Origin of the sequence: Paraglaciecola hydrolytica (assembly GCF_001565895.1) — a bacterium.
GTDB lineage: Bacteria > Pseudomonadota > Gammaproteobacteria > Enterobacterales > Alteromonadaceae > Paraglaciecola > Paraglaciecola hydrolytica.
On sequence record NZ_LSNE01000007.1, the window covers coordinates 73,178 to 97,060 of the forward strand.

The window sequence follows — 23,883 nt, forward strand, 5'->3', positions numbered from 1 at the left end:
TCATGCATCAACTATTAGGTATCTAACAAACGCTGAGCCGTATATTCATTAGTGATCAGTGAGTTAATCAATTTAGAGCGTAAGGCGCCTAAAATAGCAATAACCTTGTCTTCACCCGCGGCAATACCAATGACCGGTTTGCTGGAAGACATCACTAAAGGCACGCTAGCCACACGTTGATTAATATCACAATTAATCAAATTACCGTCTTTATTAAAGATCCAACTAATGACTTCACCTACCGCCCCAAGATCGCTTAGCTCTTGCAGCTCTTTTTTAGTAATAAAACCATCAATGTGCAGTGGCGACTTTTCACCCAAGTTACCTATGCCCACAAAGGTAACATCGGCTTGTTTGGCCTGATTAAACACACTACTAATATGAGGTTGTTGATGCCAGGCCGCTCTTTCATCGGCGCGCCGAGCAATAACCGGCAAGGGCATGGGATAATGACTGGCTTGAATACGCTCTGCCATATGCACCACCACATCATATTGTGACGCAGAGCCATCTGAGGCCATGTTACCCAATAAGGATACAATGCGATGTTGAGGACAGGATAAGGAAGAAAGCTCGTCAACGCAGGCACGCATAATGCGCCCTGTGCCCATGGCGATCACTTTGGGTGTATCGCTTGTCAGATGGCGTTCTATTTCTGCCGCACCCGCTTGGCCTAAACCAAAAGTTGAGGTGGGACTATCGGACAAACCTGGTACTACTTCACATGACAGTAAGTTAAATCTATTTTGCAATTTTTGACTCAAGGTCATGCAGTTGGCAATGGGATGATCCAGCCTTACTTTTACTAAACCAGAACTGACCGATAATGCCACTAGGCGTTGAGCTGTTTGCCGCGAGGTAGCCAATATTTTGGCAATTTCGTCTTGGGTTTTACCCGCCACATAATACAACCACCCTGCTCTGGCGGCCTCATCTAGACGTCGTGATTCAGCCTTTGAAAGCTTAGACATTGCTCTTCAATTCCTACTTATTAGATATAAGAGATGGTACCAGTTTGGACAAATCACGCCAGTGTCTAAAGGCTAAATAGTCTGACTGTTCTGCCATTAAATTGGCCTCTGCGCTAAGTAAATGACTACCGCCAATATACCGACAAACGGTCATGCCCGCTGATTTTGCTGCTTGAATGCCTGATAACGAATCTTCAAAAACCAAACATTTTTCCGCTGCTACGCCCATGCTTTTAGCTGCATGTAAAAACAAATCAGGAGCCGGTTTACCATTAGCCACTTCGGAGGTAGTAAATATATTGTCGCTAAAATATTCATTTAAGCCGGTGATCCGCAAGGCATTTAAGGTACGAGGCCGACTACTGCTAGTGGCCAAACAAAAATTAATCGTTAGCTCGCCCAATAACCACTTAATATCTGGGGTAACAACCAGCTCACGTTCAAAGTCTTTCACTAAAGCAGTCTGGTGAGTCTGTTCAAAATCGTCAGGCAACAGCACCTTAAAATCTGCCAGTAAGCTTTGTTTTACATGAGCAAAACTACGGCCAAGACAATTTTTAATAAAATAAGCATCATCAATAGTGATGCCTAATTCTCGCAACTGCGCCATGAGTGTTTTTTTGCTAATACCTTCACTGTCGATGAGCACCCCATCACAGTCGAAAATAATTAATTCGTAAGCTGTCATATTTTATATTACCGCGTAATTGCCATCCCCAATTTTATACCCTTCATTCTTGAAACTGTAGGTTTGTTGACTGTACTCAGTTTGCTTTCAACTGCTACTTTTTGCATTGAGCGGGGGCATAACCAAAGCGGCTATGTAATTGATATTGATTGTAAACACTTCTATCTAATCAAACAAATCGCTTGAGTGTTTTCCATGCAATAGGATATGACCACACAGTGATAAACTGCTAATATCCGACGCAGTTTGACTCAGCAAAATGACACAATGAAACATAAAGTATCTCCAGAAGTTGAAGCACAAGCCCTAAAAATAGCTAAAGGTAGGCAAAAAGAAGGGCAGACCAAAGAGCAAACCAAGCTGATTGCTCTGGGTATACAAAAGGGCGTTGCCGAATATAAAAAACAGCACAATATAAAACTACGGGCTATCGATAAACAGCGTAAACAAACGCTCAAACAGCGTCAAAATGACAATAGCGAAGTTGTCGAAGAAGAATTGGCAGACACGCCTATAAATTACCTGCCCTGGATTTTGTTGGCTCTTAGTTGGATAGGTTTTATTGCTTATATTGCTTGGTAGGTTGTTTGAACCTAGGACAATATGTGCGTTTTATATCTAGGTCATAGTCCCATTTGGCTCTGTCATACCCCTTAGCTACTTACTTCTTTGTGAATAAAAATAATACGGCCTTACATGCTGCCATAAATCTAGGTTTAAACCGAGCTATTGATGATGGCTCTTTTGATCTCATATTTCATAAGATTTTTGCCAATGTATTAGCTAAAGCTAATTTTGCGCAAAGGAAAGTGTTCTATCTACAAAATAACTTTATGAGTGAACAAACACCCCTCAACGATAAACGCCTGTGGTTTAGCCCCCTCAATCAATAATTCAGTGCTTACTTATAAGCGATAAAATATTAATAGCAGTTGCACTTTAACGGTCAAACAATATGATTTTTATCAGTCATTCCCCCAAGTACAAGCGTCACACTTGTGGTTAATCCAGGAGTTTGTGAGCCAAGAGTGAATAAATACAAATGAAACACATAAAATTATTAGCCTTGTCCGGTAGTTTAAGACAGGCCTCATACAATAGTGCGGTGCTTGAGGCTTTAAAAATAATCGCGCCAGCACATATTGAAATTGTCATGGGCAACATCGCAGATTTACCGCTGTTTAACCCGGACCGTGAAAGTGAAGTTATCCCCGCGCTGGAAACATTAAAATCGATTTTGGCACAAGCTTCCGGGCTTATCATCGCCAGCCCCGAATATGCCCACGGCATAAGCGGCCCCATGAAAAACGCACTCGATTGGTTAGTGTCGGGTGATGAGTTTCCCCATAAACCCATCATGTTGATCAATACCTCACCACGAGCCTCACATGCTCAAGAATCTTTGCGAGAAGTACTTATCACTATGTCAGGCGACATCATTGAAAGTGCCTGTGTATCTGTGCCACTGCTAGGCAGTGGGCTAGATAAAAATGGCATTATTGTAAACGCTGAAATATCCCATGCTCTGCAAACAGCGCTTAATGAGTTTTGTCAAAAAATAAGCCTGTAAAGCGCTAAGGGAGAAATAACAGTAAAAAAACTCTGTCAGGTAAATAGCTTTTTAATGTTACTGCAAACTAGTTGTTTAACATTAACTTAGGCATTTTTAACCATCGCTGTTACCCAACTAACGAAGATATTTACAATTCGATCATTAGTTCAATATCCTGTTGGTATTGAGTAGTCAGGTTTAAGGTTTTGAGTTTGGCATCGTAACTAAATTCTACCTTGTTGCCGTTAAGCAATACCTCTTTGGGGTGCTTTTCCAATATCACTTCAAAACGACGTGCATAGCTAAGAGCTGGGCTGTTAATTAGCACCTTTTTGCCTTGATGTTTTAAACCTAGCGTTTTGATTTGATCCTTATCCAGCATGTCCACATAGCTAAATTCATTGCTGGTATTTTTATCGCCGGGAAAGGCGTGAATAGTCAGTTGTTGAGGCTGTTTTTGCCATAATTTGCTATTACCAGCATGCAGATTACCTGTAACAAACAAACTATTGGCTTTAACAAAACGCGGCAATTTAGTCAGTGGTGCATTTATGTTGATGGTTTTACCCCCCTTATAACGCACGCTGGCATCGTCAAAGTCACGCCATTGACCTTGGGGCAAATATACATTTCGTTGCTCGCTCGGTGTAAATACCGGCGCGACTAAAATGGCATCACCCACGTAAAATTGATCCCAAATAGCATAGGTAGCGCTGTCATCCAAGTGGCGATAAGCCAAGGGCTGCATCATAGTGCCTTGTTTGTTACTGGTATTAGCCAGTGAATATAAATAGGGTACAAGCAGCATGCGATCATCCAGTATCGCGCGAAACTGTTGTTGCACGGCCTCGCTGTATTGCCAGGGCATGCGGTCTTTACCTTCGCCGCCAGCACCATCTAGTTTGATTTCAAACAGACCTGTCATGCTGCCAGCCTGCATCCAGCGCAAATACAAGTCTTCGGGAATATAACCTTCACCCTGATAACCGCCTACATCTGTGCCCCACACCGGAAAGCCCATAAAGGCACTGCGTGCTGCATTGGCAAAATTGGCTTGTAAACCTTCCCATGAAGTACGTGGGTCGCCCGCCCAAATTGCACTCACATATGGCTGGCTGCGATGAATAGCTGAACGCACAAAGGTAATTTGATCGTCTCCCCATCTACTACGCAAAGCTTCGTCATGCACTTTGGCCATTAGATAAGCATATTGATTACGGCGAAAAGCCGGAAGTACACTTTCATCCTGCCATTTTTCATAAACGGGAAAGCCTTCGTCGGCACGATCGATTTTATGACCTTTAACACCGTATTGCAGTTGCTTGTCGATAATGGTTTGTTTGTAGGCTTCTACGCTGGTTTGATCACTTAAATCCATATAGCTGAAGTTGCCCAACAAATGTTTAGCAAAAGGAGTGGCACCAAAAAATGCAGGGGTGGTCCAGGTCATAAACTCTAGGCCATAGTCATCACGAATTTTAGTTATCCACTTAGCGGGATCAGCAAAAATTGGGCTGAAATTCATCTCTGACCAACCATGGGTGCCATCGCTGTAAGGCCTGTCAACAAACCACGAGGTAAAGGGCATTTGTAACTGAGTTAGTTTTTCGATGTCATCGAGAATTTCGGCGGCACCACCATCATTTTGGTCGCGCCAGCCAATTGGCCCTAAACCCCAGGCTGGTACTTTTTTTGGGGAACCAATTAAATCAAAATAAGCCTGATGGATTTGCGCGCCGTTATCACCAAAAAACACATACCAGTCAAGCTCACCTGTGTCATGTTGGATGCGATGTATGCCATTGATAGCAATGCTATAAGTGCCTCTGGCGAAAGTGTCAAAAAATGCTCCATAACCTAAGCTGCTCATATAAAAGGCGGAATGGGCCGAGGCAAAGTTTTCATGCATAGAGGCTTCTTCTGCGTTTACATCGACCTGAATAACGCTATTGCGTAAATCTGGTGACAGGCGGTTATCGGGCTGCAAACCTTCGGTTAAACCAAAAATATGGTCGTTCAAATCTTTTAGTTCAAGAGTGGCTTGTCTGCCCCACTTTGGCGCTGCATGTAAACGAAAACCGCCTGCAACCTTGCTAATTGTTAGATTGACAATGCGTTCTTCATTGTCATAAACCGTGCGGTAAAACTCGACACTGGGCGCAAAGTAGCCCCTTAGCTCAAGCACATCAGCATTGCTGGCAGTTATTTCCCAGCGTTTAGCCTCTTGGTAATTAAACAGAATTTTTTCAAGCAGTAACTTACTGGTTTTGCCTTGTGTGACATCCAGTATGAGTTTGCCGTCACGGTTATCAATTTTTAAGTTTTGGTTGTGTTGCACTAATTCAGCTGTTTTTGCCAGCGCGATATTGCCAAAAAAGTAAGCCGGTACCAGCAATACCAACAAGGTGATATAACGTTTCATTAAATTTTGCATCGGTTTTCCTATTCAAAGATGGCTACGTGAGGGTAGGGATAGATGCATGCAACGGCATCTACACATTTAATCTGTTAGTTACAGTGCCACCGGTATTTTAGCTTGTAAAGTGAGTGACTGTTGTATTCATGTTATGGAAATACGTTTAGCGTTAACCAATTTAAAGAGGGGAATTGAATGGGCTTAGTATTGGGTTACTCTTGATTCATCAATCTCATCCTTAGTTAAGGAGATGTATTTGTGATGCTCCTTTTTACTCGAAAAATTTATAAGGATCGGCATGCCTGATTTTTCAAAAATTAGCATAATAATGTTGTTTACTTTGGTGATGGCTTTGAGCGCTTGTAGCAAAAATAGCAGTGATGAGGGGCGGTATACTAGTCATAAAATAGACCGTCAGGCACTGGTTAGTCGGCACAATCCACAGTTAACCCACCTTGATTACAGCTCGCCTTTTACAGTTGGTAATGGCCAGTTTGCCTTTACGGCGGATATTACTGGTTTGCAAAGTCTGGCGGCTGATTATTTTACTCAGGGCATTCCTCTTGAAACAAAAGCTCGTTGGGCTTGGCATAGCCGTGTTAATCCAAATAATTATCAACTCGATGATGCTAATCAACACTATCAAGCTTATGGTCGCGACGCTGATTTTCCAACCAATGCAGATACCGCGGCAGGGCAATGGTTACGACAAAATCCTCACGATTTGCCATTAGCCCGTATCGCCTTGCAATATCAGGGTAAACCGCTGCAAATAGAACAACTTAGTGCGATTGAGCAACGTTTAGATTTGTGGAATGGTCAATTAAACAGCCACTATCAACTTGAGGGGAATAAGGTTGATGTGATGACCATAGCTGATGCTAAAACCGATAGTGTAGCTTTTACTATTAACTCTAGGCTGGTGGCTCAAGGTCAGTTGAGTATCAAACTGGCCTTTCCTCGTGGTTATGATCTTAACGTAAAAAATACTCCGGATTTACTGTGGAATGAGGACAGTGCACATGTCACAACAATTCAATACCAAGACCAGCATTCCGCAGTGTTATTGCGCCAGGTCGATGATGCCCAACATTGGCTTAAACTAAGTTGGCAAGGGCAAGCTTCGCTCATGCAAGATCAAGCTCACCAATACAGCTTAAAAATAGCAAATAGTGAAACAGACACTCAGGCTTTTAGTCTGAGTGTGCAGTTCAACCCGTCAGATAGAGATTTAGTTGAGCAGAACACGTTTGCGCAAATCAGCGAGTCTGCTCAAAAAGGCTGGCAGGATTTCTGGCAAAGTGGAGCCGCTATTGATTTTAGCGGCAGCACTAGTGTTCAGGCACATGAACTTGAACGACGTATTATCCTTAGCCAGTATTTAATGGCGGTGCAAGAACGTGCGGCAATCCCCGCCCAAGAAACTGGGCTTACTAGTAGCTCATGGTACGGTAAATTTCATAGCGAAATGAGCTGGTGGCATAGTGCTCACTGGGCATTGTGGGGACGTAGTCAATACACAGAAACCCTGCTCGACTGGTATGTTAGCCATCTCGATGTGGCCAGAGATACGGCCAAACAGAGAGGACTACAAGGTGCGCGCTGGTCAAAAATGCTTGGCCCGGATGGGCGTGAAAGCCCAGGCGGTAATCCGCTGATAATCTGGAATCAGCCTCAACCTATAGACTTGGCTGAGTTGGTTTATCAAAGTAAACCCGAGCCGCAAACTCTGGCCAAATACGCTCAACTGGTTGATGAAACGGCTCAGGCTTTGTCGTCAATGTTAGTGTGGGAAGAAGACCAACAGCGTTACTCTTTGTTGCCGCCAATTTGGATTGCCCAAGAGCACTATGCAGTAACTGAGTCTAAAAATCCGTCGTTTGAATTAGCTTACTGGCGCACCGCCTTACAAACGGCCCAAATCTGGCGGCAACGTTTGGGGCAAGCCCCCCATCCTTTGTGGCAACAACAAATTGACCAACTGGCTGAGCTGCCGCAAAAAGACGGCAAGTATGTGGCCATTGAAACCATCCCTGATACTTTTGATAATATTGAAAGTCGTAATGATCACCCCGCCATGTTAGCTCCGTGGGGCTTGTTACAAGAACAACGTGTTGATCGACAAACTATGCTTAATACACTAGATGCGGTGATGAATACTTGGGATTTTGCCGAACGTATCTGGGGTTGGGATTATCCGATGATCGCGATGACAGCCAATATGCTCAATCGCCCCCAAATCGCTATTGATGCTTTGTTGATGGATGCTCACAACAACCACTATTTAACAAATGGGCACTGTCCGCAGTTTAAGGTGGGTTTACCTGTCTATTTACCCGCTAATGGCGCATTGCTGGCCGCCGTGGCGAGAATGGCTACGACTAATGTCAATCTTGCAACATTAGGCTTTCCGGCTAATACAGAGTGGCAAGTTAAGGCTGAGGGATTTTTGCCTCAATGAACTTTTAGCAATGAAGCAAGTACAGTAAATAGAATCTAGTGAATAGTTGCTAGCTACAAGCCAAAACAAAATTCGATTTAACCCCAGACACAGCTTAGGAAAACAAAGATAAAAGTTAGTTAAGCTTTGCTCATTAGTCACACTGTTAATCAACTTTTTGAACTAACAATGCATATAGGTTTGGCTCTGATTAATACCCAGAATAATGCCGTTTTTATCAAACAATAGTTCAACACTGTCTCCATTTTTTAGATTACCGTCAATTTGATGTAAATTGCGCAGGGCAGTAATCAGTTCTTGCGATACCTGCACTATCTGTTGATCACAAGTTTGAATTTGCCAATCACCTTCTGTTTGACGTAACACAGCTTGTTTGGTGTGGTGTAAAGCTAAGACTTGTTGTTGGGATAAATAGTCTTGGTAGTGTTTGGCATAACGTTCGGTGATTGCCGTAGATTGTTGCTCGGCAGCCAATGAATGTAATTCGACAGTGGTATATTGTGTGGCGCTGAGCTGTGGCTCATCTGTTTGCCATAGCTTGTAATGCCAAAATACCAAGGTGCACAGTAATAGAGTACTTGCAGCTACTGCTACGTGGCCAATGCGTTGCCAGATTTGTCGATGGTTGAACATGGATTGGTGCGCAGCGAGTACCGCTCGTTTAATACTGGCTGGTGCGCTGTGCTGGTTTTTACGTTGACGATATAAGTCTAGTAGGGCGTCGTCATTGGGTTTATTGGGCTTAGACATCTTGTTCCTCGGCGAGGCCTTGTAATTGTGCACGTAAGTGCTCTTTTGCATAACGTAGGCGACTTTTGATCGTTTCAATATTGTTATGAGTAATCGTTGCGATATCTTCCAGACTAAACATTTCCTGCTGCAGACAAAATGCCTCTCGTTGCACAAAAGGCAAGTTGTCCAGTGCCTGATTAAAACATTGCAAGTGGTCTTGGCTCTTGTTTAGCAAAGGCTCAGGGGCGACAAAAGTATCAAAATCTACCTCTTCAACTAATCTTTGATTGCGCCGGTATTCATCGATCAACAGGTTGCGGGCTAAGGTAAATAACCAGGCTTTAAACAAACCTGAGTCACGATAGAGATGTTTTTTTTCGATGACCTTAAGCCAAGTGAGTTGACTGATATCTTTAGCCAATGTGGCGTCAGACAAGGTTAATAAAAAGTGATAGAGGTCATTGCCACAAGCGTCATATAGTTTACTCAGTAACACCTGCTCACCTGTCTTGGCGTAGCTCAGCATTAATGCTTCGTTACTCCAACCGGTAGAGCTGTGTCTAAATATCCACGTTTTTAATGACAAGCTAATACTCACTGCAACTCCTTAACATGATTATTCTGCCTGTAATTGTAAGATTAACAACAGCTTATTGATCCAGTTTAAAATCCAGTTGCACCATTAGTCCTTGCTGAGCTTGTGGCACTCCCGCAACAACCTGAGGTTTATATTTCCACTTGGCTAAAGCTCTTTTAGCTTCGCGATCAAATATGCGAGCAGGTTGAGCTTCAATTACTTGGATATCCTGCACCTGCCCTAAAATATCAATGGAAAACAGCAGTTTAACCCAACCTTCTATACCAGCCCGCGCTGCATCGATAGGGTACTTAGGCTCCATGCGTACTACCGGTATGGCTTGACTGTCATCTAATGCCAACAGGGTATTGTTGGGCAGGCCTGGGTCTTGAATTTTGAGGTCGGGTGTATAGTTCACAAAAAGGGTTTTGTCGTCGGGTGTTTGCTCAATAATCCTGAGGGTTTTTTCAGGATGAGGTAAAGGTTCTGGCATAGGTTTAGGACGTGGTCTTTCGATTAATGGATTTTCTTTAAAATCGGAAGTCAGTTCAATAATGGGTGACAGGCGTGGCTGGGTCAGATCTTCGCCATCAAATGCGATGAGCTTTTGCATCATCACAAACAAGGCAAAAGTGATGGCGCTGGCCATTACTATCGCAGCAGTTAACTTAAATAAAGAAGGTTTAGGGTAGTGCAGTTCTAGTGTTGCATTCATGGTATTTCTCCGGTGGTTTACAGGAGTAACGGACCAAAAATGAAAAAGGGGTTAAAAAATAAAAACAGTGACTAGAAGCTAGTAAATAGATTCTAGTAACCGCAGAGGCTAGTAAATAGCGGCTAGATACTAGAAAAAACTTTGGCTTTTAACTAGTCACTAGTTTCTAGCGGCTAGCCACTGCTCTACAAATAAATGATTTCTTTGCGGGTGGGGACCATTTTCGCCAGCAGTTTGTTTTGCACGGTATGAGGCACATTGGCCTTGGTCATGGCGGCGATAAACAAATCGACGCCAAGGTTAAAGTCACTTTCGCTGATATTCATGCCTGCATGCACTTGCTCCATGGTATCGCCAGTATAGGTGCAGGGGCCATTAGCTAACAAACACAGGTGTTCATTGAGTTTTTCACGGAAACGTTCGATGTCTGATTCGGCAAAATAAGTAAACATGGTTTTGTTGTATTCAATTTCATGAATAAAATTATCAACTATCTGTGCGACAGTGTCTTTGCCACCCAGTTCGTCATATAAACTCATTTGAGTGCTGGCACAGCCAGTCAGTAGGCTGAAGATGAAACATAAGGTAGCGAATTTTTTCATAGTCTTACCACAATTGTCCGTTTAATGAGAGATACAAACCTGATTGCCCTGCGGCGCCCGCGATAGTGCCAAGCTCTGCCCACGCGAGAGTCAGGTTAAAGTCTTTACTGGGAATATAAGAGATAAAATAATCGGTCCAGTTATCTTCACCTAAACCTAAATTATCCGGTTTTTGGCGATATTCGATGCCCACCGCAATATTGCGTGAAAACAGTATGCCGGCCGAGGCTTCAAACATGATTTCGTAGTCGTCATTTTTTATCCCACCGAAACCTAATATACCCATTTCATTGGCTTTGGTGGCTCGTGCTGTCAGGTTCCAAACGGCGTTGTAACCAGCAATCGCGCCTAAATGTACTTTGGTAGCGGCCAGATAAAAATCGGTGCCGCTGCTGTTGTTGTCTGCCCCCACTGCGGCGGCAATATCGCCATCTTCCAAGTGTTTGTACTGCATGCCGACACTGAGTTGGGGCCAGTCTGAATACACCACGTCGCCATAGAGTCGGTATTTTAAACCCACAATATTTTGTTTGATGTCGATACCCGCGCCTTTTATTTCAAAACGTTGTTGGGCCACGCTAACTTCCAGACTGTCATAAAAGGATAAGCTGGCACCTAACATAGTCAGGCGATAATCATCGACATCAACTTGAGTGACCACAGCACCTGCGGATATCTGATCGCGACTGTCGTAACCCGATATGGTAGCCCAAGGAACTATGCCACCGCCGCCACTACCTTCAATTTGACTTAGACCTGCGGTCGCTATCAATTTGCCGTCTGCGGCCAGTGCCACTGGAGTATGCAAAGTAACTATAGTCAGGCCAGCTTGTAATAATGCTAGTGCCGGATACTTTGGTATTTTCATGTATTCTCCAACCAGTTTTGATTTATATGGCTTCGATACCACTCTATAAGCGCAGCAACTGGGATGGGTTTGCAGATGTGATAACCTTGCGCGTATTCGCAATCCCAGCGCTGTAACATCGCCAGTGTTTCTTGGTTCTCGACACCTTCTGCTACTACATCCATGCCAAAGCTTTTGGCTAACTTTAATACGGTTTGCACGATATTTTGATCACCCACTTGGGTATTTAATTTGAGTACAAAACTTTTATCGACCTTTAAGGTGTCTACGGGCAGATTTTTTAAGTAGGCCATCGACGAATAACCCGTGCCAAAATCATCAATTGCTAGGGTAAAACCATAATCTTTAAAGGCGGTGAGATGTTTGATGGCTTTATCTGGATCTTTTACTACGTCGCTTTCAGTGATCTCAAAAGATAAGAGACTGCGTGGTAAATTACGCTCTGCAAGCTGGCTGACCACCATGGGCAACAGTTCGGGATTCATTACATCATGGGCGGATAAATTAATCGCTATGCATACATCTATACCAGCATCGAGCAATAGCTGGCCGTCGTCCATGGCGCGGTTAATCACCCAGTTGGTGACATTCTCGATAAAACCGGCCTGTTCAGCAATGCGAATAAAATCTTCTGGTGATACAAACCCCAGTTTTACGCTATTCCAGCGAATGAGGGCTTCAACACTCATTATTTTATTGGCACTAATGTTGAGCTTGGGTTGATAGGCTAGGCTTAGTTCTTGTTGATTACCGGCTAAGGCTTGTTTTAGCTCAATAATAATCGACAATCTGCGCAGATAACGTTGTTCAATTTCAGGATCAAAACTCAAGAGTAGTTGGCGGGTAATTTGCGCTTCGTCTAAAACGATATTCATACGTTTAAACAAAATTTGCGCCGTTTGCGCATCGGCCGGGCAATCAATTATGCCAATAGCCACTTTTAAGTTAATGATAACGCCGGTTTCTTCTATGGGGTGTTCTAATGCGAGTTTTAACTTGAGTAGTTGCTCATTACTTTGCACTACATCTGGGATCCACAGTAACTCTCCACCGGTTAAACGGGCGGCCAAGCCACCTAACGCCGAGACTCTTGACGCTAATACTTTCAAACAGATATCGCCGCTATGATAACCAAAGATGTCATTAATGCCGCGAAAACCAAAAATATTGATACCAATGGCCTGGAACGATTCTCCTAGCTGTAACTTATCATCAATGACTTTTTCGATGTGGTAGCGGTTATTGATGCGTGTCAGTAAATCATGATTGGCTTGGAAAATGATTTTAGACTCACGGGCGCGGATGTTGTCTTGCATCAGTGAAAAGGCGCTGGAGAGATCCTGTACTTCGCTTAAATCTTCGCTATTGGTGTGTAAGGTTTGTTGGTAATTCCCATGGGAAATACGATGCGCTACCTCGGCCAGTTTTTTGAGCGGAGTAGCCAAGTTACGGGCAAACATGGCACCAAATAGCAGAGTTATCAGGATGGATAACAAAGCAACCAAGGTAATGGTGATTTGCAGTTGGTTAAATTCTGAAAAAATATGCTCGGCATTTTCCGACAGTACAACCCAAACACTTTGATCTTGTAATTCAGCTAACTGGAACTGTTTAGAGATATAAGCATGTTTTTTTAATATGGCCGTATCCCACCAGCTAAAGGAGCGTTTTTCATCCTCGATAACATTAAGTTGAGTGCCTAGTGCTAAGGTACTGGCAGAAAAAATCAGGCTATCGTTGTGTCTGACCTGCAACGATAAATCTAACTGAGTGATATTTTTAAGCTGAGTCAGTAGCTCTTTTTCTAGCTCAAAACCCACTAAGGTCAGTGCGATGGGGCGTGGCGCATCCACAGTGAGCATAATGACTTGATAGAGTTTGTCATCAAATAACATCAGTGTGGTACTGCCGCCTTCGTTGATGGTCTCTTGGACAAAGTCAGCATAAGGAAAAGGGCTGCCAATTGGCAACGCTGCAGAGGTACTAGAGGTAAGCAGGCCATCAAGGGATATCAGCGCCATTAAGTCGGCATTAATGCGATTGCCATGGTTGAGCAATACACTGCGAATAGTGCCTTCGTCTTGGGTGGCAACTGCCTGTTTAAAACCAAAATCTGAGGTCAGTACATCGGCACTGTTATAGAGCTGTTGCTCGCGGCTGGCGAGTACTTGCTGTAACACGCCTTGGGCAATGGTGAGGTTACGATTTAATTGTTTTTGCGCGTGGCCGGAAGTGGTGACCCACATGCTGATGAGTACACCGACTGTGGTAAACAGTACCGTGCCTACAACTAGCCTAAAAATGCTTTTATTAAGTGAGGTCGCTGCCATCAATTAAACTTAGATTTGAATTTAGAGGTGGTTTTGGGGGCTTCGTCAGTCACTGCTGTTTGCCCCACTAAGTTTAAATTCAACTGGATAAATCCACCCTCGGCAGAGGCTGGCAATGAGCTTATATCAACACTTTCACGTTTGGTATTTTGCGTGGATAAATTAGCATGCCAAACATTTACTAGGCTGGCTGAGTCGGGTAGTTGCACCTCACCCTGGGCGTCAGAAATAAAGGTTTTTTCGTCTTGGGCAACATATATATAACCCACCATCTGATCGTGAATATTACAACCTAAGACCACTATGCCCGGTTTATCGAACATCAGCGGTGCGTTAACGACACCTTTGAACAATTTAATTTCAAAGGGTTTGGTGGCTGAAAAACTGTAAACATGATGACGAATATCATCACTATTAGGAAACGCAACTAACTGCCCTGCAGTGATGGTGAGTACACGCGGTAAAAACTGTTTGTTGATCTGATCCATTACCGCAATTTCTTTGTTAGCCTTATCTGCTGAGGCTATTTGTGGAATAGCGATAACGGCATCCATTATGGGTTGGTTATTTTGATCAATCAGTTTGAGGGTTTTAGCCTGGAGTGGATAACCAAGGGTTAATAATAAACCGCAAAAAAGTAATTTTTTAGCAGTGCTAAAGAGCTTGTTGCTTAAGACGTTTTGCCATGCTGCTAATAAAACTGTGTTATCTAAATTCAAGATATAAACGCCTTATATTTTATCACTCATGAGGGCATGATTTACCCTTCAACGGAACATCTTACATGATAGGATCGCAGATATACAATATCACTGTTTGACTTGCGCTGGGGTAGGCGAGTATACAGTTAACTATAAAAAAATTGATTAATATTGATCTAAAAAGGCGTCACAGTGGATTTGATTTTCAGCATTCTCACTAATAAGTTTTTCCTCACTTTTGTTATTCCGTCCTCAGCTTTAAGCTTAAAGTTTATGCTGGTTAAATGGTGTCGTCGCCGAGCTAAAAGCCAAGGTGATGACAAACGTGATCTGATTAATAACGTTAAGAATTTTATTAATTTTGCACTTATAGTTTCGTTATTAGCTATCTGGGCCCCCGAGATCCAAAATTTTGCCTTATCTATAGCGGCCTTTGCTGTGGCTATTGTGATTGCAACACGAGAGCTTATTCAGTGTGTGATTGGCTTTTTCTATTTAATGTCTACCCGACCTTTTCGTATTGGAGATTGGATAGAGGTTGAAAGCCATATTGGCGAGGTAACCGAAACCGATTGGATCAAAACTACTTTGTTAGAGGTGGATCATAAAGCTTACCAATACACTGGAAAAACCTTGTTTATCCCTAATAACAAATTTTTTGCTATTCCGATTAAAAATTACAATTTTCTCAAACGTTATGCCTCTCATCAGTTTTCTATATCGCGTAATCAAAGTGTGAATCCCTATGTGTTTATGCCGCAATTATTGGCAAAAGCGCAAGAGTATTGCAGTGACTTTGTTGATGTAGGCACCCGTTATAACCACATGATAGAAAGACGTTTGGACGTTAAAATTGCCGGCCCTGAGCCTGAAATTAGGGTTTCTACCACCAATGTAGGTGACACTGTTGTATCATTCACACTGTTTTGCCCCACCAATCGAGCGGCAGAGCTTGAGCAAGCTTTAACAACAGACTTTATGAATTTGTGGTTTGCCGAGCTGCATAAAATAGCCAGCGATGCACCTTAGTTATAGCTTCCATCCTTGCGACTGCAGGTTTGTTGGCTGCACTCACCACTATAGACAAGCGCGTTGCCCTTGGCACGGCTAAACTCCTTTGCCGCAACTGTGCAATTCCAATGATAAGGGATAGTAAAGGGTCTCAAGTAATCACCGGTTCATTTTTCACAAAAATCCGGTATGACAGTGCTAATACAAAACAAATAATTGCTGGGGCGACTAGGGCGCGAAAAGCAAAGTGACTAAACAATATAGTGCCCAATGTTCCACCAGTAATAAAACCCAGAATAATCAAGACAAACAGAATGCCTTTGCGCTTATCAAAACTTTCGCCGCGTAATTTTGCGCCGAGCATAATACCTAGGTCAGTAAAAATTCCCGTGACATGGGTCGTTCTGACAATAGCCCCGCTATATGTTGTGGCTAAGGCATTTTGTATTCCGCAAGCACATGATGCCAAAAAATGGCCATAAATAGAGCCCTTGTGCATTAACAACATGGCTAAAATTAACAAGATCCCTTCGATGAGCAATAAAGAGTCATATTGACGTCCTGACTTGACCGATCGCCCTGATAAAAGTAAACCAGACAGTGCTGCACCTAATAAAAAGCTCAGTAAGATGACAAGCAGATGAAATAAGGTTGCATAGTCGATATTGGCTAAGGCGCTGCCTGCTAAAGTTGCAGTACCAGAAAGGTGGGAGATAGCTTGATGTGTTAGACCTGATAAACCAATAGCATTAATACATCCGGCGCTAAAGGCAAGAATAAAAGCACCAAATTCAACCCAGCGTGGCAATCTTTTTATCACTTTCGCTTCCTAATATTCCAGCACTAATCCTTGCACTGAGAGACTGAACTTGGCGGGTTCGTTGCCCACCATGTTGAGCTCAATGCTTTCTAGATCAAGCAGTATGATGGGCGGTAAGGTTTGACCTATGGTTTGTTTGATGACTTTTACGGCTTCACTAGAATCCTGCATATTGTCTTGGCTGATAAAAAATTCATCAAGTTTAGGGCGATCAAAACGCAGAGTGTTATTCACCGTCTGGATACTCGCGGTATCTATAATTAAGCCTTCTGCGTATAAATTTTGCTCTTGATAAGTGACTTTAATTTTAACTTCGATTTCCATTTCATTGTCTAGATATTGAATAACCACCTTGGGCTCAGAAAATACCGCTTCAACACCCTCATAACTGCGGATAACCGGAAAACGTGTTTGTAAACTGCGGGTCATTTCTGCCGCCGTGATCGTGTATTGCTCGGCTATGGCATTGGAGCCCAGTAGTAGGGCATAAAGTAATACAGCTAGATAGATTTTCATTACACATCCTTAATTCTGGTCTCAAGCTTAATTAGTTAGTGCTTGTTGGCGACAAATAACTTTTAATACTTTTATCGACTAAACATCATCTTAGCGACTTATTGGCTGATACACATTAGTTTTAGTTGATGTCATTAAATGAATATTGGCTATTGGCCCAGCGTTGAAATTGAGGAATTGGAATGTCAGATAAACCCTTAGAAAATTTTTCACGTGCGGATCGTGATGGTTTGCTGTGGTGTTACATCATTGAAGCAAATCAAAGTGCGCAACTTTGTAGCTTCGAAGAAGTAAAAGCCTATCAAGGCAGCGGTTATACTTGGGTGCATATGCAAAGCGACGAGCTAGATACGCCCCTGACCTTGGAAAAACTCGGTCTTGCTCCCGCTCGTATTGAGTCATTATGTGCCTTAGAAACCCGACCCAAGGCCCAAGATTACGCTGATGGTATGCTGATTTATTTGCGTGGTATTAATCGAAATCCTGAAGCTGACCCTGAAGATATGGTGTCGCTACGTGTATGGGTACGGGAAAAACAGCTTATTTCCTTACGCCGCAAAGATAGGCGTTTATTGTCGGTACTAGATGTAAAAGAACGTCTCGACAATGGCGAGTGTCCAGCCAGCCCAATGGATCTAGTGGTTAACATCGTTAATTGTATTACCGACCGTATCAGTGAAACCGTTGATGAACTGGATGACGAATTGACAGAGTTTGAATCTCAAGATGTACCTCAGCATGAATCTCGTGGGCGTTTAATGCAGGCGCGACGTCAAGCAGCTGCCCTAAGGCGCTATCTGGCACCACAACGTGATGCGCTTGAAGCCATTATCCGCGCCAATAAATATATGAGCGACGAACATATCCATGATATTCGGATGGATTACGACCGCATCACTCGTTATGTGGAGGATCTTGATCTGGCCAAAGAGCGCGCCATGGTGCTGCAAGATGAATTACGTAACCGTATAGCCGAACAACAAGGCATGCGTATGTATGTACTATCGTTAGTGACCGCCATCTTTTTACCCCTGTCATTTTTAACTGGCGTGTTTGGCATGAATGTAGGGGGCTTACCGGGCCTGGAAAATCCCGATGCTTTTACGATGCTGGCCATCGGTATGGGAGTCATTGCCCTTGGAATTACGGGTTATATGCTGTGGAAAAAGTGGATGTGATGAGAAAAAGCAGTAGATAGATAATAGATGCAGTAGATAGATACTAGATTCTAGTAAATAGTTAAAAGCCACAGCCACAGCCACAGCTAAAGCTAAAGCTATTTACCACTGAGGACACGGATAAATCAGTGTTTAAAAAAATGTGGTGAACGGCAAGAAGCTAATTAGTTTTACGTTTAAACACAAACTTCGTTTCGGTTTTTGTGCCTTTATCGTCGATCACCACAAAAACATGTAGCTCATCTGGACTGACTAAACGATAGGTGTAACCTTCGAAAAACACCTCGTTGTCGCCTAACTTAACCAGTTTAAACTCCATAAATTGGTCTTTTTCCTCCCAGCCTGTCAGATCGGCTGAAAAGTGTTTAAGGCGCAGTACCAAACTGCCATCTTGTTCAAACAGGGTGAGCAATTCGTAAAATTTGACTTGCTGATTGTTCGCGAATTTAAACGAGGCCATCATGCTACCTGCTAACGGAGCTGACCAGATTTCTTCGGTCTGGCCGCCCCATTTCTCACCTTGCCAATATCCGGCCATCCAACTGACATCGGCGATCGTTGCTGTGGGCGGCGTCATGTGTGCTTGCAGAGTTAGTGTATTGGGAAACTGCTGTTTTTCTGGATTGGCTACACCATGGAGTGATGCTGTAAGTGAGCACAAAAACAATGTGCTTAAACTGATAAAAAGACGTAATTGTTTGTTGTTTAACATCTGCTGCTCGCTTGAATTGAAGTGCTCGGCTTATGACCGATTATTCGTTATTTGCATTTTAAAAACTATTAATTAAACAGGTTAATAGATTGTTAATCACGGCTTGTGCCGATATTCTGTTAAAAACCAATCATTTACCTATAAGGTTGAGCATGGAATCCTCGTTTATATCATCCGCCCCGTGGTTATTATCAGTGGCTTTGGCGGCTGTACTGTTACTACTTTGGTTGATCATCAAGCTGCGTATACACGCTTTTGTGGCCCTGTGTTTGGTGAGTTTAGTCACCGCGTTGGCTGCGGGAATATCGGTGACTCAGGTAGTACCAACGCTACTGGGCAGCTTTGGCGGAACCTTGGCTTCAGTGGCTTTGTTGGTCGGCTTGGGTGCGATGATTGGTAAACTACTTGAAGTCTCCGGTGGGGCTCAGGTATTAGCTGAGCGCTTAGTGAGCTATTTTGGTGAAAAAAGAGCGCCCTTAGCTTTGGGCATTGCTTCTTTGTGTTTTGGTTTTCCGATCTTTTTTGATGCTGGCTTGATCGTCATGATGCCCATCATTTTCAGTGTGGCCAAACGTTTTGGTGGTTCGGTATTGGCTTATGCTTTGCCTGCCGCTGGGGCTTTTGCGGTAATGCATGCCTTTGTGCCACCCCATCCTGGCCCAGTGGCTGCTGCCGACTTTTTAGGTGCGGATATGGGTTTGTTATTGTTGATCGGGTTGCTGATCGCTATACCTACCTGGTATTTAGGGGCTTATGTGTATAGTCGTTATGCCAGCCGACGTTTTCATATCCCCTTAAATTCATTGTTATTTTCTGCCGAGCCCGATCAGGAAGTCGCTGAAAAACCCAGTTTTATCAGTGTCTTAAGTATTTTGTTGTTGCCAGTTTTACTGATTTTTATGGATACCGGTTTGAATACCTTGTTAACCGCAGGGCTTATTCAGGCTGACAACTTGTTTATCGATACCTTACGTTTATTGGGCAAAACCCCAGTGGCTCTGTTGCTTACCTTGTTACTGAGCATAGTGTTGTTCAGTCGTCGTTACAGCATGGCTAAAATCGAAGCCTGGTGTGGTGATTCCTTAGCGCCTATCTGTGGGGTTATCTTGGTAACAGGTGCTGGTGGTATGTTTGGCGGAGTATTACGTGCTAGTGGTATAGGTGATGCCTTGGCTGGTTTGCTAGCTGATACCGGTATGCCCATCATAGTGGCCGGTTTTATTATTTCGGCTTGTTTACGCGTTGCACAAGGTTCGGCCACTGTGGCCTTAACTACTACTGCCGCGTTGTTAACACCAGTGGTCGCCACTGCTACTGGTTTATCGGCCATCGACTTATGTTGTGTGGTGATAGCTATTGCTGGTGGCGCGACGGTGTTATCTCATTTTAATGACTCGGGCTTTTGGTTGGTCAGCCGTTTACTGAATATGGACGAAAAAACCACGCTAAAAACCTGGACGGTAATGGAAACCTTATTGGGCACCATTGCATTTTTATTAGCTTGCATCATTAGCGCGCTGTTTTGATAAAGCAGAGACTAGAGACTAGTAAATAGACACTAGAAACTAGTAAAAGCCGAAGGCAGTACATACTAGTGGCTAGTTAAGAGCAAAGCCAAAAGCCTCTGACCACAGAGGCCATAAAAATGGAATTGGTTAAATTTTTTTGGCTTTTGCTTAGCATAAGGTTTTCTCGGTGAATCGTTTTGTCTTGACTTGTCTTTTGCCTTTACTCTCTACAATTACTAGCATCTAGCATCTAGCATCTAGCATCTAGCATCTAGCATCTAGCATCTAGCATCTAGCATCTAGCATCTAGCATCTAGCATCTAGCAACTGCTTCATTACCGTTTTTTAATCATCAACCACACCGCCAGCATCACCATAGTGAGTCCGGCCAAGTGATAAAGGGTAAAAGCTTCACCGAGCCAAAACACCGCCACCACTGAGGTGATGACGGGGCCACAAGTTCCGACTACGCTGGTACGTTCTGGCCCCATACGATTTATCGCTTCGGCTACTAAGAATGAGGGAATGACAGTGGCAAATAAGGCTATAGCGGCGCAGACCAATAAGGCCGCATAACCAACCTGTAAATCGCTAAACGAATGCGTAAAACTAAAATGCAGCAAGATCACCACACTGGCCGATAACATGGCAATACAGGTAAACATCAAACTTCCCACTTTGCCTATCAGGGGTTTACTCCACAAGGTATAGATGGCAAAACTGACAGCGCTAATAAACACCAGAGCAGTACCAAATAGTACGTCGCGGCCTAAAGTGACCATGTCGTGACCAAAAATAAGCAAGATACCGGCATAAGACAGGGCCAAAATTCCCCAGATATTCCGTGGCATAGGCGTTTTAAACACCCAGCGGGACAGCAGTACCACTATGGTGGGAAAACAAAACAACACCACTCGTTCAAGCTGAGCACTGATGTATTGCAAGGCCCACAGATCCAGATAACTCGCCACATAATAACCGAGTATGCCCAAACCCAAAATAACGGCTAAATTGCTGGTATAAGCAGCATGCAGTTGTGGTTTTTTATGCCACAACACTAGCCCAACAATTAAATAAATGGGCGCCGCAAATATCATGCGTAAGGCAATAAGTTGACTGCTGTCGATGCCCAATAAATAGGCTTGTTTAACCAAGATGGGTTTCATGGAAAACAAAAAGGTGCCACCCAAGGCAAATAATAAAGCAGATAAAAAAGAGTGTTGTTTGCTGTCGTTCATGGTTTTTACCGTGCACTTTAAAAGCTAGAAACAAAAAACGACCCAAGAGGGTCGTTTGTATAAAACACCAATTGGTTAATTTACATCTTAAGCGGTTTGCCACTTAGGTAGATTGTTTTCAAAGGCGGTGATCTGAGCGTCGAGCTCGAGAGTTAAACCAATCGCATCTAAACCTTTTAGCAGACTGGTTTTATGTTGCTCTGCGATGTCAAAGTGAAAGTTTAAGTTATTTACTGTGACACTTTGCTCTTGCAAATTAACCGTAACTGCCACTGTGGGATCGGCTGCAACGGCAGCAAATAACTGGTCAATTTCGTTACTTTTCAATTGCACCGGCAATAATTGATTGTTGATGCAGTTACCGTAAAAAATGTCGGCAAAACTGGTGGCGATGACAATTTTAAAACCGTAATCATCTAATGCCCACGGGGCGTGTTCACGACTTGAACCACAACCAAAATTTTCACGAGTAAGTAGTATGCTTGCTCCTTGATATTCTGCTTTGTTCAAAGAAAATTCAGGGTTTAACACCTGTTCGTGTTGATCCAGATAACGCCAGTCGTGGAACAAATGTTTACCATAACCACTGCGCGTAACTGCAGTCAAAAATTGTTTGGGGATGATTTGATCCGTATCTACATTGGCCTGATTTAACGGCGCGATACGACCCGTGTGGATGTTGATGCCGGCATCTGTTGTTTGAGTGTTCATATTCATAGTTTCCTTATAGCCTGTGCTAGTACCGGTTATTATTGATAGTCGCGTACGTCGGCAAAATGACCGGCTAAAGCAGCGGCAGCAGCCATGGCTGGACTAACCAAATGGGTGCGAGCACCACGGCCTTGGCGACCTTCAAAGTTACGGTTGCTGGTGGAAGCACAACGATCACCGGCTTGGAGTACGTCGTCGTTCATACCTAGGCACATGGAGCAGCCAGGTAAACGCCATTCAAAACCGGCTTCGATAAAAATCTTATCTAGCTGTTCAGCTTCGGCTTGTTGTTTAACGGCAACCGAGCCCGGTACAACGATGGCAGTGACGCCTTTAGCGACTTTGCCGTGTTTAGCGATAGCCGCCGCAGCGCGCATATCTTCAATACGACCATTAGTACATGAGCCGATAAATACGTTATTTACCGCCAAATCAGACAGTTTTTGACCTGGCACCAAGTCCATGTATTTAAGGGCTTTAACCGCAGAATCTTGATCGATTGGATCACTGAAATCACTGGGTGCAGGCACAGGGTGATTAACACCAATAACCTGACCTGGGTTAGTTCCCCACGTGACTTGTGGGGTGATGTCGTTAGCATTTAATTCAATCACGGTATCAAATACCGCATCGCTGTCAGATTTTAAGGTGGACCAATAGGCAAGGGCTTGTGTCCAGTTGTCGCCTTTAGGTGCATATTCACGACCTTGCACGTAATCAAAAGTAGTTTGATCAGGCGCGATTAAACCTGCTTTAGCGCCAGCCTCAATACTCATGTTACAGACTGTCATGCGCTCCTCCATGCTTAAGCTGGAAATCGCTTCACCTGTGTATTCAATCACATAACCCGTTGCGCCAGCATGACCAATTTTACCGATAATGGCCAAAATCACGTCTTTAGCGGTAATGCCTATTGGCAAGCTGCCATTCACTTGCACTTTCATGCTCTTTGCTTTGCTTTGTTTTAAGGTTTGGGTGGCAAATACGTGCTCAACCTGAGACGTACCAATACCAAAGGCCAAGGCACCAAAAGCACCATGGGTGGCTGTGTGAGAATCACCACACACCACTGTCATACCCGGTTGGATTAACCCCAATTCCGGGCCCATAACATGGACTATGCCTTGTTTTTGATGGCCAACAGGGAACAATTGAATACCGTGTTTTTCACAGTTGTCAGCCAAGGTTTGTAGCTGCAATTTGTTGGTTGGGCCACACGCATCAATGGCTAATGAACGGGTAGAAATACTGTGATCCATGGTGGCGAAGGTGCGCTGCGGACAACGCACTTTACGGCCTTTGGCATCTAAACCAGCAAAGGCTTGTGGTGTGGTGACTTCATGGATCAAGTGGCGATCAATATAAATTAAACCTTCTTCACCTGTAGCAGAGGTTTGCTGAGCGCTAATAATATGAGCTTGCCATATTTTATCGTATAAGGTTGTTGCCATTTTACTTACTCTTTATCTGTTTATACCCGTCACCCTTGAAGTGTTAATGTTGTAGGCGGCGGTCATTTACCACCCACCTGCAACTTCAAGAGTTCAGTGTATTTAATTGTTACGTGTCTTAGTGT

The 23,883-nt window shown here is 43.6% G+C and carries 23 protein-coding genes; 7 read left to right on the plus strand and 16 right to left on the minus strand.

Annotated features, from left to right (window positions below; translation table 11 throughout):
* Positions 1–14: 14 nt before the first annotated feature.
* Entirely contained in the window at positions 15–971 is a 957-nt protein-coding gene (locus AX660_RS14105; protein WP_068378077.1) for a sugar-binding transcriptional regulator, read from the minus strand.
* Positions 972–984: 13 nt separating this feature from the next.
* A complete protein-coding gene (locus AX660_RS14110; protein WP_068378079.1) occupies positions 985–1,659 on the minus strand; it encodes an HAD family hydrolase in 675 nt (224 codons plus the stop codon).
* A 267-nt stretch (positions 1,660–1,926) separates the two neighbouring features.
* Between AX660_RS14110 and AX660_RS14115 the strand changes: the two genes are divergently transcribed.
* The 3 genes from AX660_RS14115 to AX660_RS14125 all read left to right on the plus strand — a co-directional run bounded on the left by AX660_RS14115 (position 1,927) and on the right by AX660_RS14125 (position 3,229).
* Complete coding sequence (locus tag AX660_RS14115; protein ID WP_068378081.1) at positions 1,927–2,241, plus strand: DUF2956 domain-containing protein; 315 nt, start codon at positions 1,927–1,929, stop codon at positions 2,239–2,241.
* Between the two features lie 89 nt (positions 2,242–2,330).
* A complete protein-coding gene (locus tag AX660_RS14120; protein WP_068378083.1) occupies positions 2,331–2,552 on the plus strand; it encodes a hypothetical protein in 222 nt (73 codons plus the stop codon).
* A gap of 149 nt (positions 2,553–2,701) precedes the next feature.
* Positions 2,702–3,229: an NADPH-dependent FMN reductase gene (locus AX660_RS14125; RefSeq protein ID WP_082768919.1), complete on the plus strand. Its 528-nt coding sequence runs from the start codon at positions 2,702–2,704 to the stop codon at positions 3,227–3,229.
* A gap of 130 nt (positions 3,230–3,359) precedes the next feature.
* Here the strand turns inward: AX660_RS14125 and AX660_RS14130 are convergent, their stop codons facing one another.
* The gene (locus AX660_RS14130) at positions 3,360–5,645 is read right to left on the minus strand and encodes a TIM-barrel domain-containing protein (RefSeq protein WP_068378084.1); all 2,286 of its coding nucleotides are present in this window, start codon (positions 5,643–5,645) and stop codon (positions 3,360–3,362) included.
* Between the two features lie 280 nt (positions 5,646–5,925).
* Here AX660_RS14130 and AX660_RS14135 point away from each other — a divergent pair, with 280 nt between their 5' ends.
* A complete protein-coding gene (locus AX660_RS14135; RefSeq protein WP_131811805.1) occupies positions 5,926–8,088 on the plus strand; it encodes a hypothetical protein in 2,163 nt (720 codons plus the stop codon).
* Between the two features lie 162 nt (positions 8,089–8,250).
* On the opposite strand, the gene AX660_RS14140 is transcribed toward AX660_RS14135, so the two are convergent.
* The 7 genes from AX660_RS14140 to AX660_RS14170 all read right to left on the minus strand — a co-directional run bounded on the left by AX660_RS14140 (position 8,251) and on the right by AX660_RS14170 (position 14,631).
* Positions 8,251–8,838, minus strand: a complete 588-nt coding sequence (locus AX660_RS14140) for a hypothetical protein (RefSeq protein WP_068378087.1) — start codon at positions 8,836–8,838, stop codon at positions 8,251–8,253.
* Positions 8,831–9,412 (minus strand): sigma-70 family RNA polymerase sigma factor, encoded by a 582-nt coding sequence (locus tag AX660_RS14145; protein WP_407669395.1) that lies wholly within the window; start codon positions 9,410–9,412, stop codon positions 8,831–8,833. Before AX660_RS14145 ends, AX660_RS14140 begins: the two co-directional genes overlap by 8 nt.
* A 58-nt stretch (positions 9,413–9,470) precedes the next feature.
* Positions 9,471–10,112, minus strand: coding sequence for an energy transducer TonB (locus AX660_RS14150; RefSeq protein WP_068378089.1), 642 nt, complete (start codon positions 10,110–10,112; stop codon positions 9,471–9,473).
* Positions 10,113–10,297: 185 nt separating this feature from the next.
* Complete coding sequence (locus tag AX660_RS14155; protein ID WP_068378091.1) at positions 10,298–10,714, minus strand: group I truncated hemoglobin; 417 nt, start codon at positions 10,712–10,714, stop codon at positions 10,298–10,300.
* A gap of 4 nt (positions 10,715–10,718) precedes the next feature.
* Positions 10,719–11,582 carry a DUF3034 family protein gene (locus AX660_RS14160; RefSeq protein ID WP_068378094.1) on the minus strand — a complete coding sequence of 288 codons (864 nt, stop codon included), beginning with the start codon at positions 11,580–11,582 and terminating at the stop codon, positions 10,719–10,721.
* The gene (locus AX660_RS14165) at positions 11,579–13,912 is read right to left on the minus strand and encodes a bifunctional diguanylate cyclase/phosphodiesterase (protein WP_068378096.1); all 2,334 of its coding nucleotides are present in this window, start codon (positions 13,910–13,912) and stop codon (positions 11,579–11,581) included. The genes AX660_RS14160 and AX660_RS14165 overlap by 4 nt, the downstream gene beginning before the upstream one ends.
* Positions 13,912–14,631, minus strand: coding sequence for a methylamine utilization protein (locus AX660_RS14170; RefSeq protein ID WP_106404089.1), 720 nt, complete (start codon positions 14,629–14,631; stop codon positions 13,912–13,914). Before AX660_RS14170 ends, AX660_RS14165 begins: the two co-directional genes overlap by 1 nt.
* Positions 14,632–14,805: 174 nt before the next feature.
* On the opposite strand from AX660_RS14170, the gene AX660_RS14175 reads away from it, so the two are divergent.
* Positions 14,806–15,642, plus strand: coding sequence for a mechanosensitive ion channel family protein (locus AX660_RS14175; protein WP_068378098.1), 837 nt, complete (start codon positions 14,806–14,808; stop codon positions 15,640–15,642).
* A gap of 133 nt (positions 15,643–15,775) precedes the next feature.
* On the opposite strand, the gene AX660_RS14180 is transcribed toward AX660_RS14175, so the two are convergent.
* Together AX660_RS14180 and AX660_RS14185 are read right to left on the minus strand one after the other, a co-directional pair.
* Positions 15,776–16,444, minus strand: a complete 669-nt coding sequence (locus AX660_RS14180) for a YoaK family protein (protein WP_068378100.1) — start codon at positions 16,442–16,444, stop codon at positions 15,776–15,778.
* A 9-nt stretch (positions 16,445–16,453) separates the two neighbouring features.
* Positions 16,454–16,960, minus strand: a complete 507-nt coding sequence (locus AX660_RS14185) for a hypothetical protein (RefSeq protein ID WP_068378103.1) — start codon at positions 16,958–16,960, stop codon at positions 16,454–16,456.
* A gap of 182 nt (positions 16,961–17,142) precedes the next feature.
* Between AX660_RS14185 and AX660_RS14190 the strand changes: the two genes are divergently transcribed.
* Positions 17,143–18,138, plus strand: a complete 996-nt coding sequence (locus tag AX660_RS14190) for a zinc transporter ZntB (RefSeq protein ID WP_068378105.1) — start codon at positions 17,143–17,145, stop codon at positions 18,136–18,138.
* Between the two features lie 160 nt (positions 18,139–18,298).
* On the opposite strand, the gene AX660_RS14195 is transcribed toward AX660_RS14190, so the two are convergent.
* On the minus strand, positions 18,299–18,850 hold the full coding sequence (locus AX660_RS14195; RefSeq protein WP_082768920.1) for a DUF6265 family protein: 552 nt from the start codon (positions 18,848–18,850) through the stop codon (positions 18,299–18,301).
* A 152-nt stretch (positions 18,851–19,002) separates the two neighbouring features.
* Between AX660_RS14195 and AX660_RS14200 the strand changes: the two genes are divergently transcribed.
* A complete protein-coding gene (locus AX660_RS14200; protein ID WP_068378635.1) occupies positions 19,003–20,376 on the plus strand; it encodes a GntP family permease in 1,374 nt (457 codons plus the stop codon).
* A gap of 317 nt (positions 20,377–20,693) precedes the next feature.
* On the opposite strand, the gene AX660_RS14205 is transcribed toward AX660_RS14200, so the two are convergent.
* The 3 genes from AX660_RS14205 to leuC form a co-directional block, all read right to left on the minus strand.
* A complete protein-coding gene (locus AX660_RS14205; RefSeq protein ID WP_068378107.1) occupies positions 20,694–21,596 on the minus strand; it encodes a DMT family transporter in 903 nt (300 codons plus the stop codon).
* An 87-nt stretch (positions 21,597–21,683) separates the two neighbouring features.
* A complete protein-coding gene (gene leuD, locus AX660_RS14210) occupies positions 21,684–22,307 on the minus strand; it encodes a 3-isopropylmalate dehydratase small subunit (RefSeq protein ID WP_106404090.1) in 624 nt (207 codons plus the stop codon).
* Positions 22,308–22,345: 38 nt separating this feature from the next.
* Positions 22,346–23,758, minus strand: coding sequence for a 3-isopropylmalate dehydratase large subunit (gene leuC / locus AX660_RS14215; protein WP_068378110.1), 1,413 nt, complete (start codon positions 23,756–23,758; stop codon positions 22,346–22,348).
* Positions 23,759–23,883 lie beyond the last annotated feature (125 nt).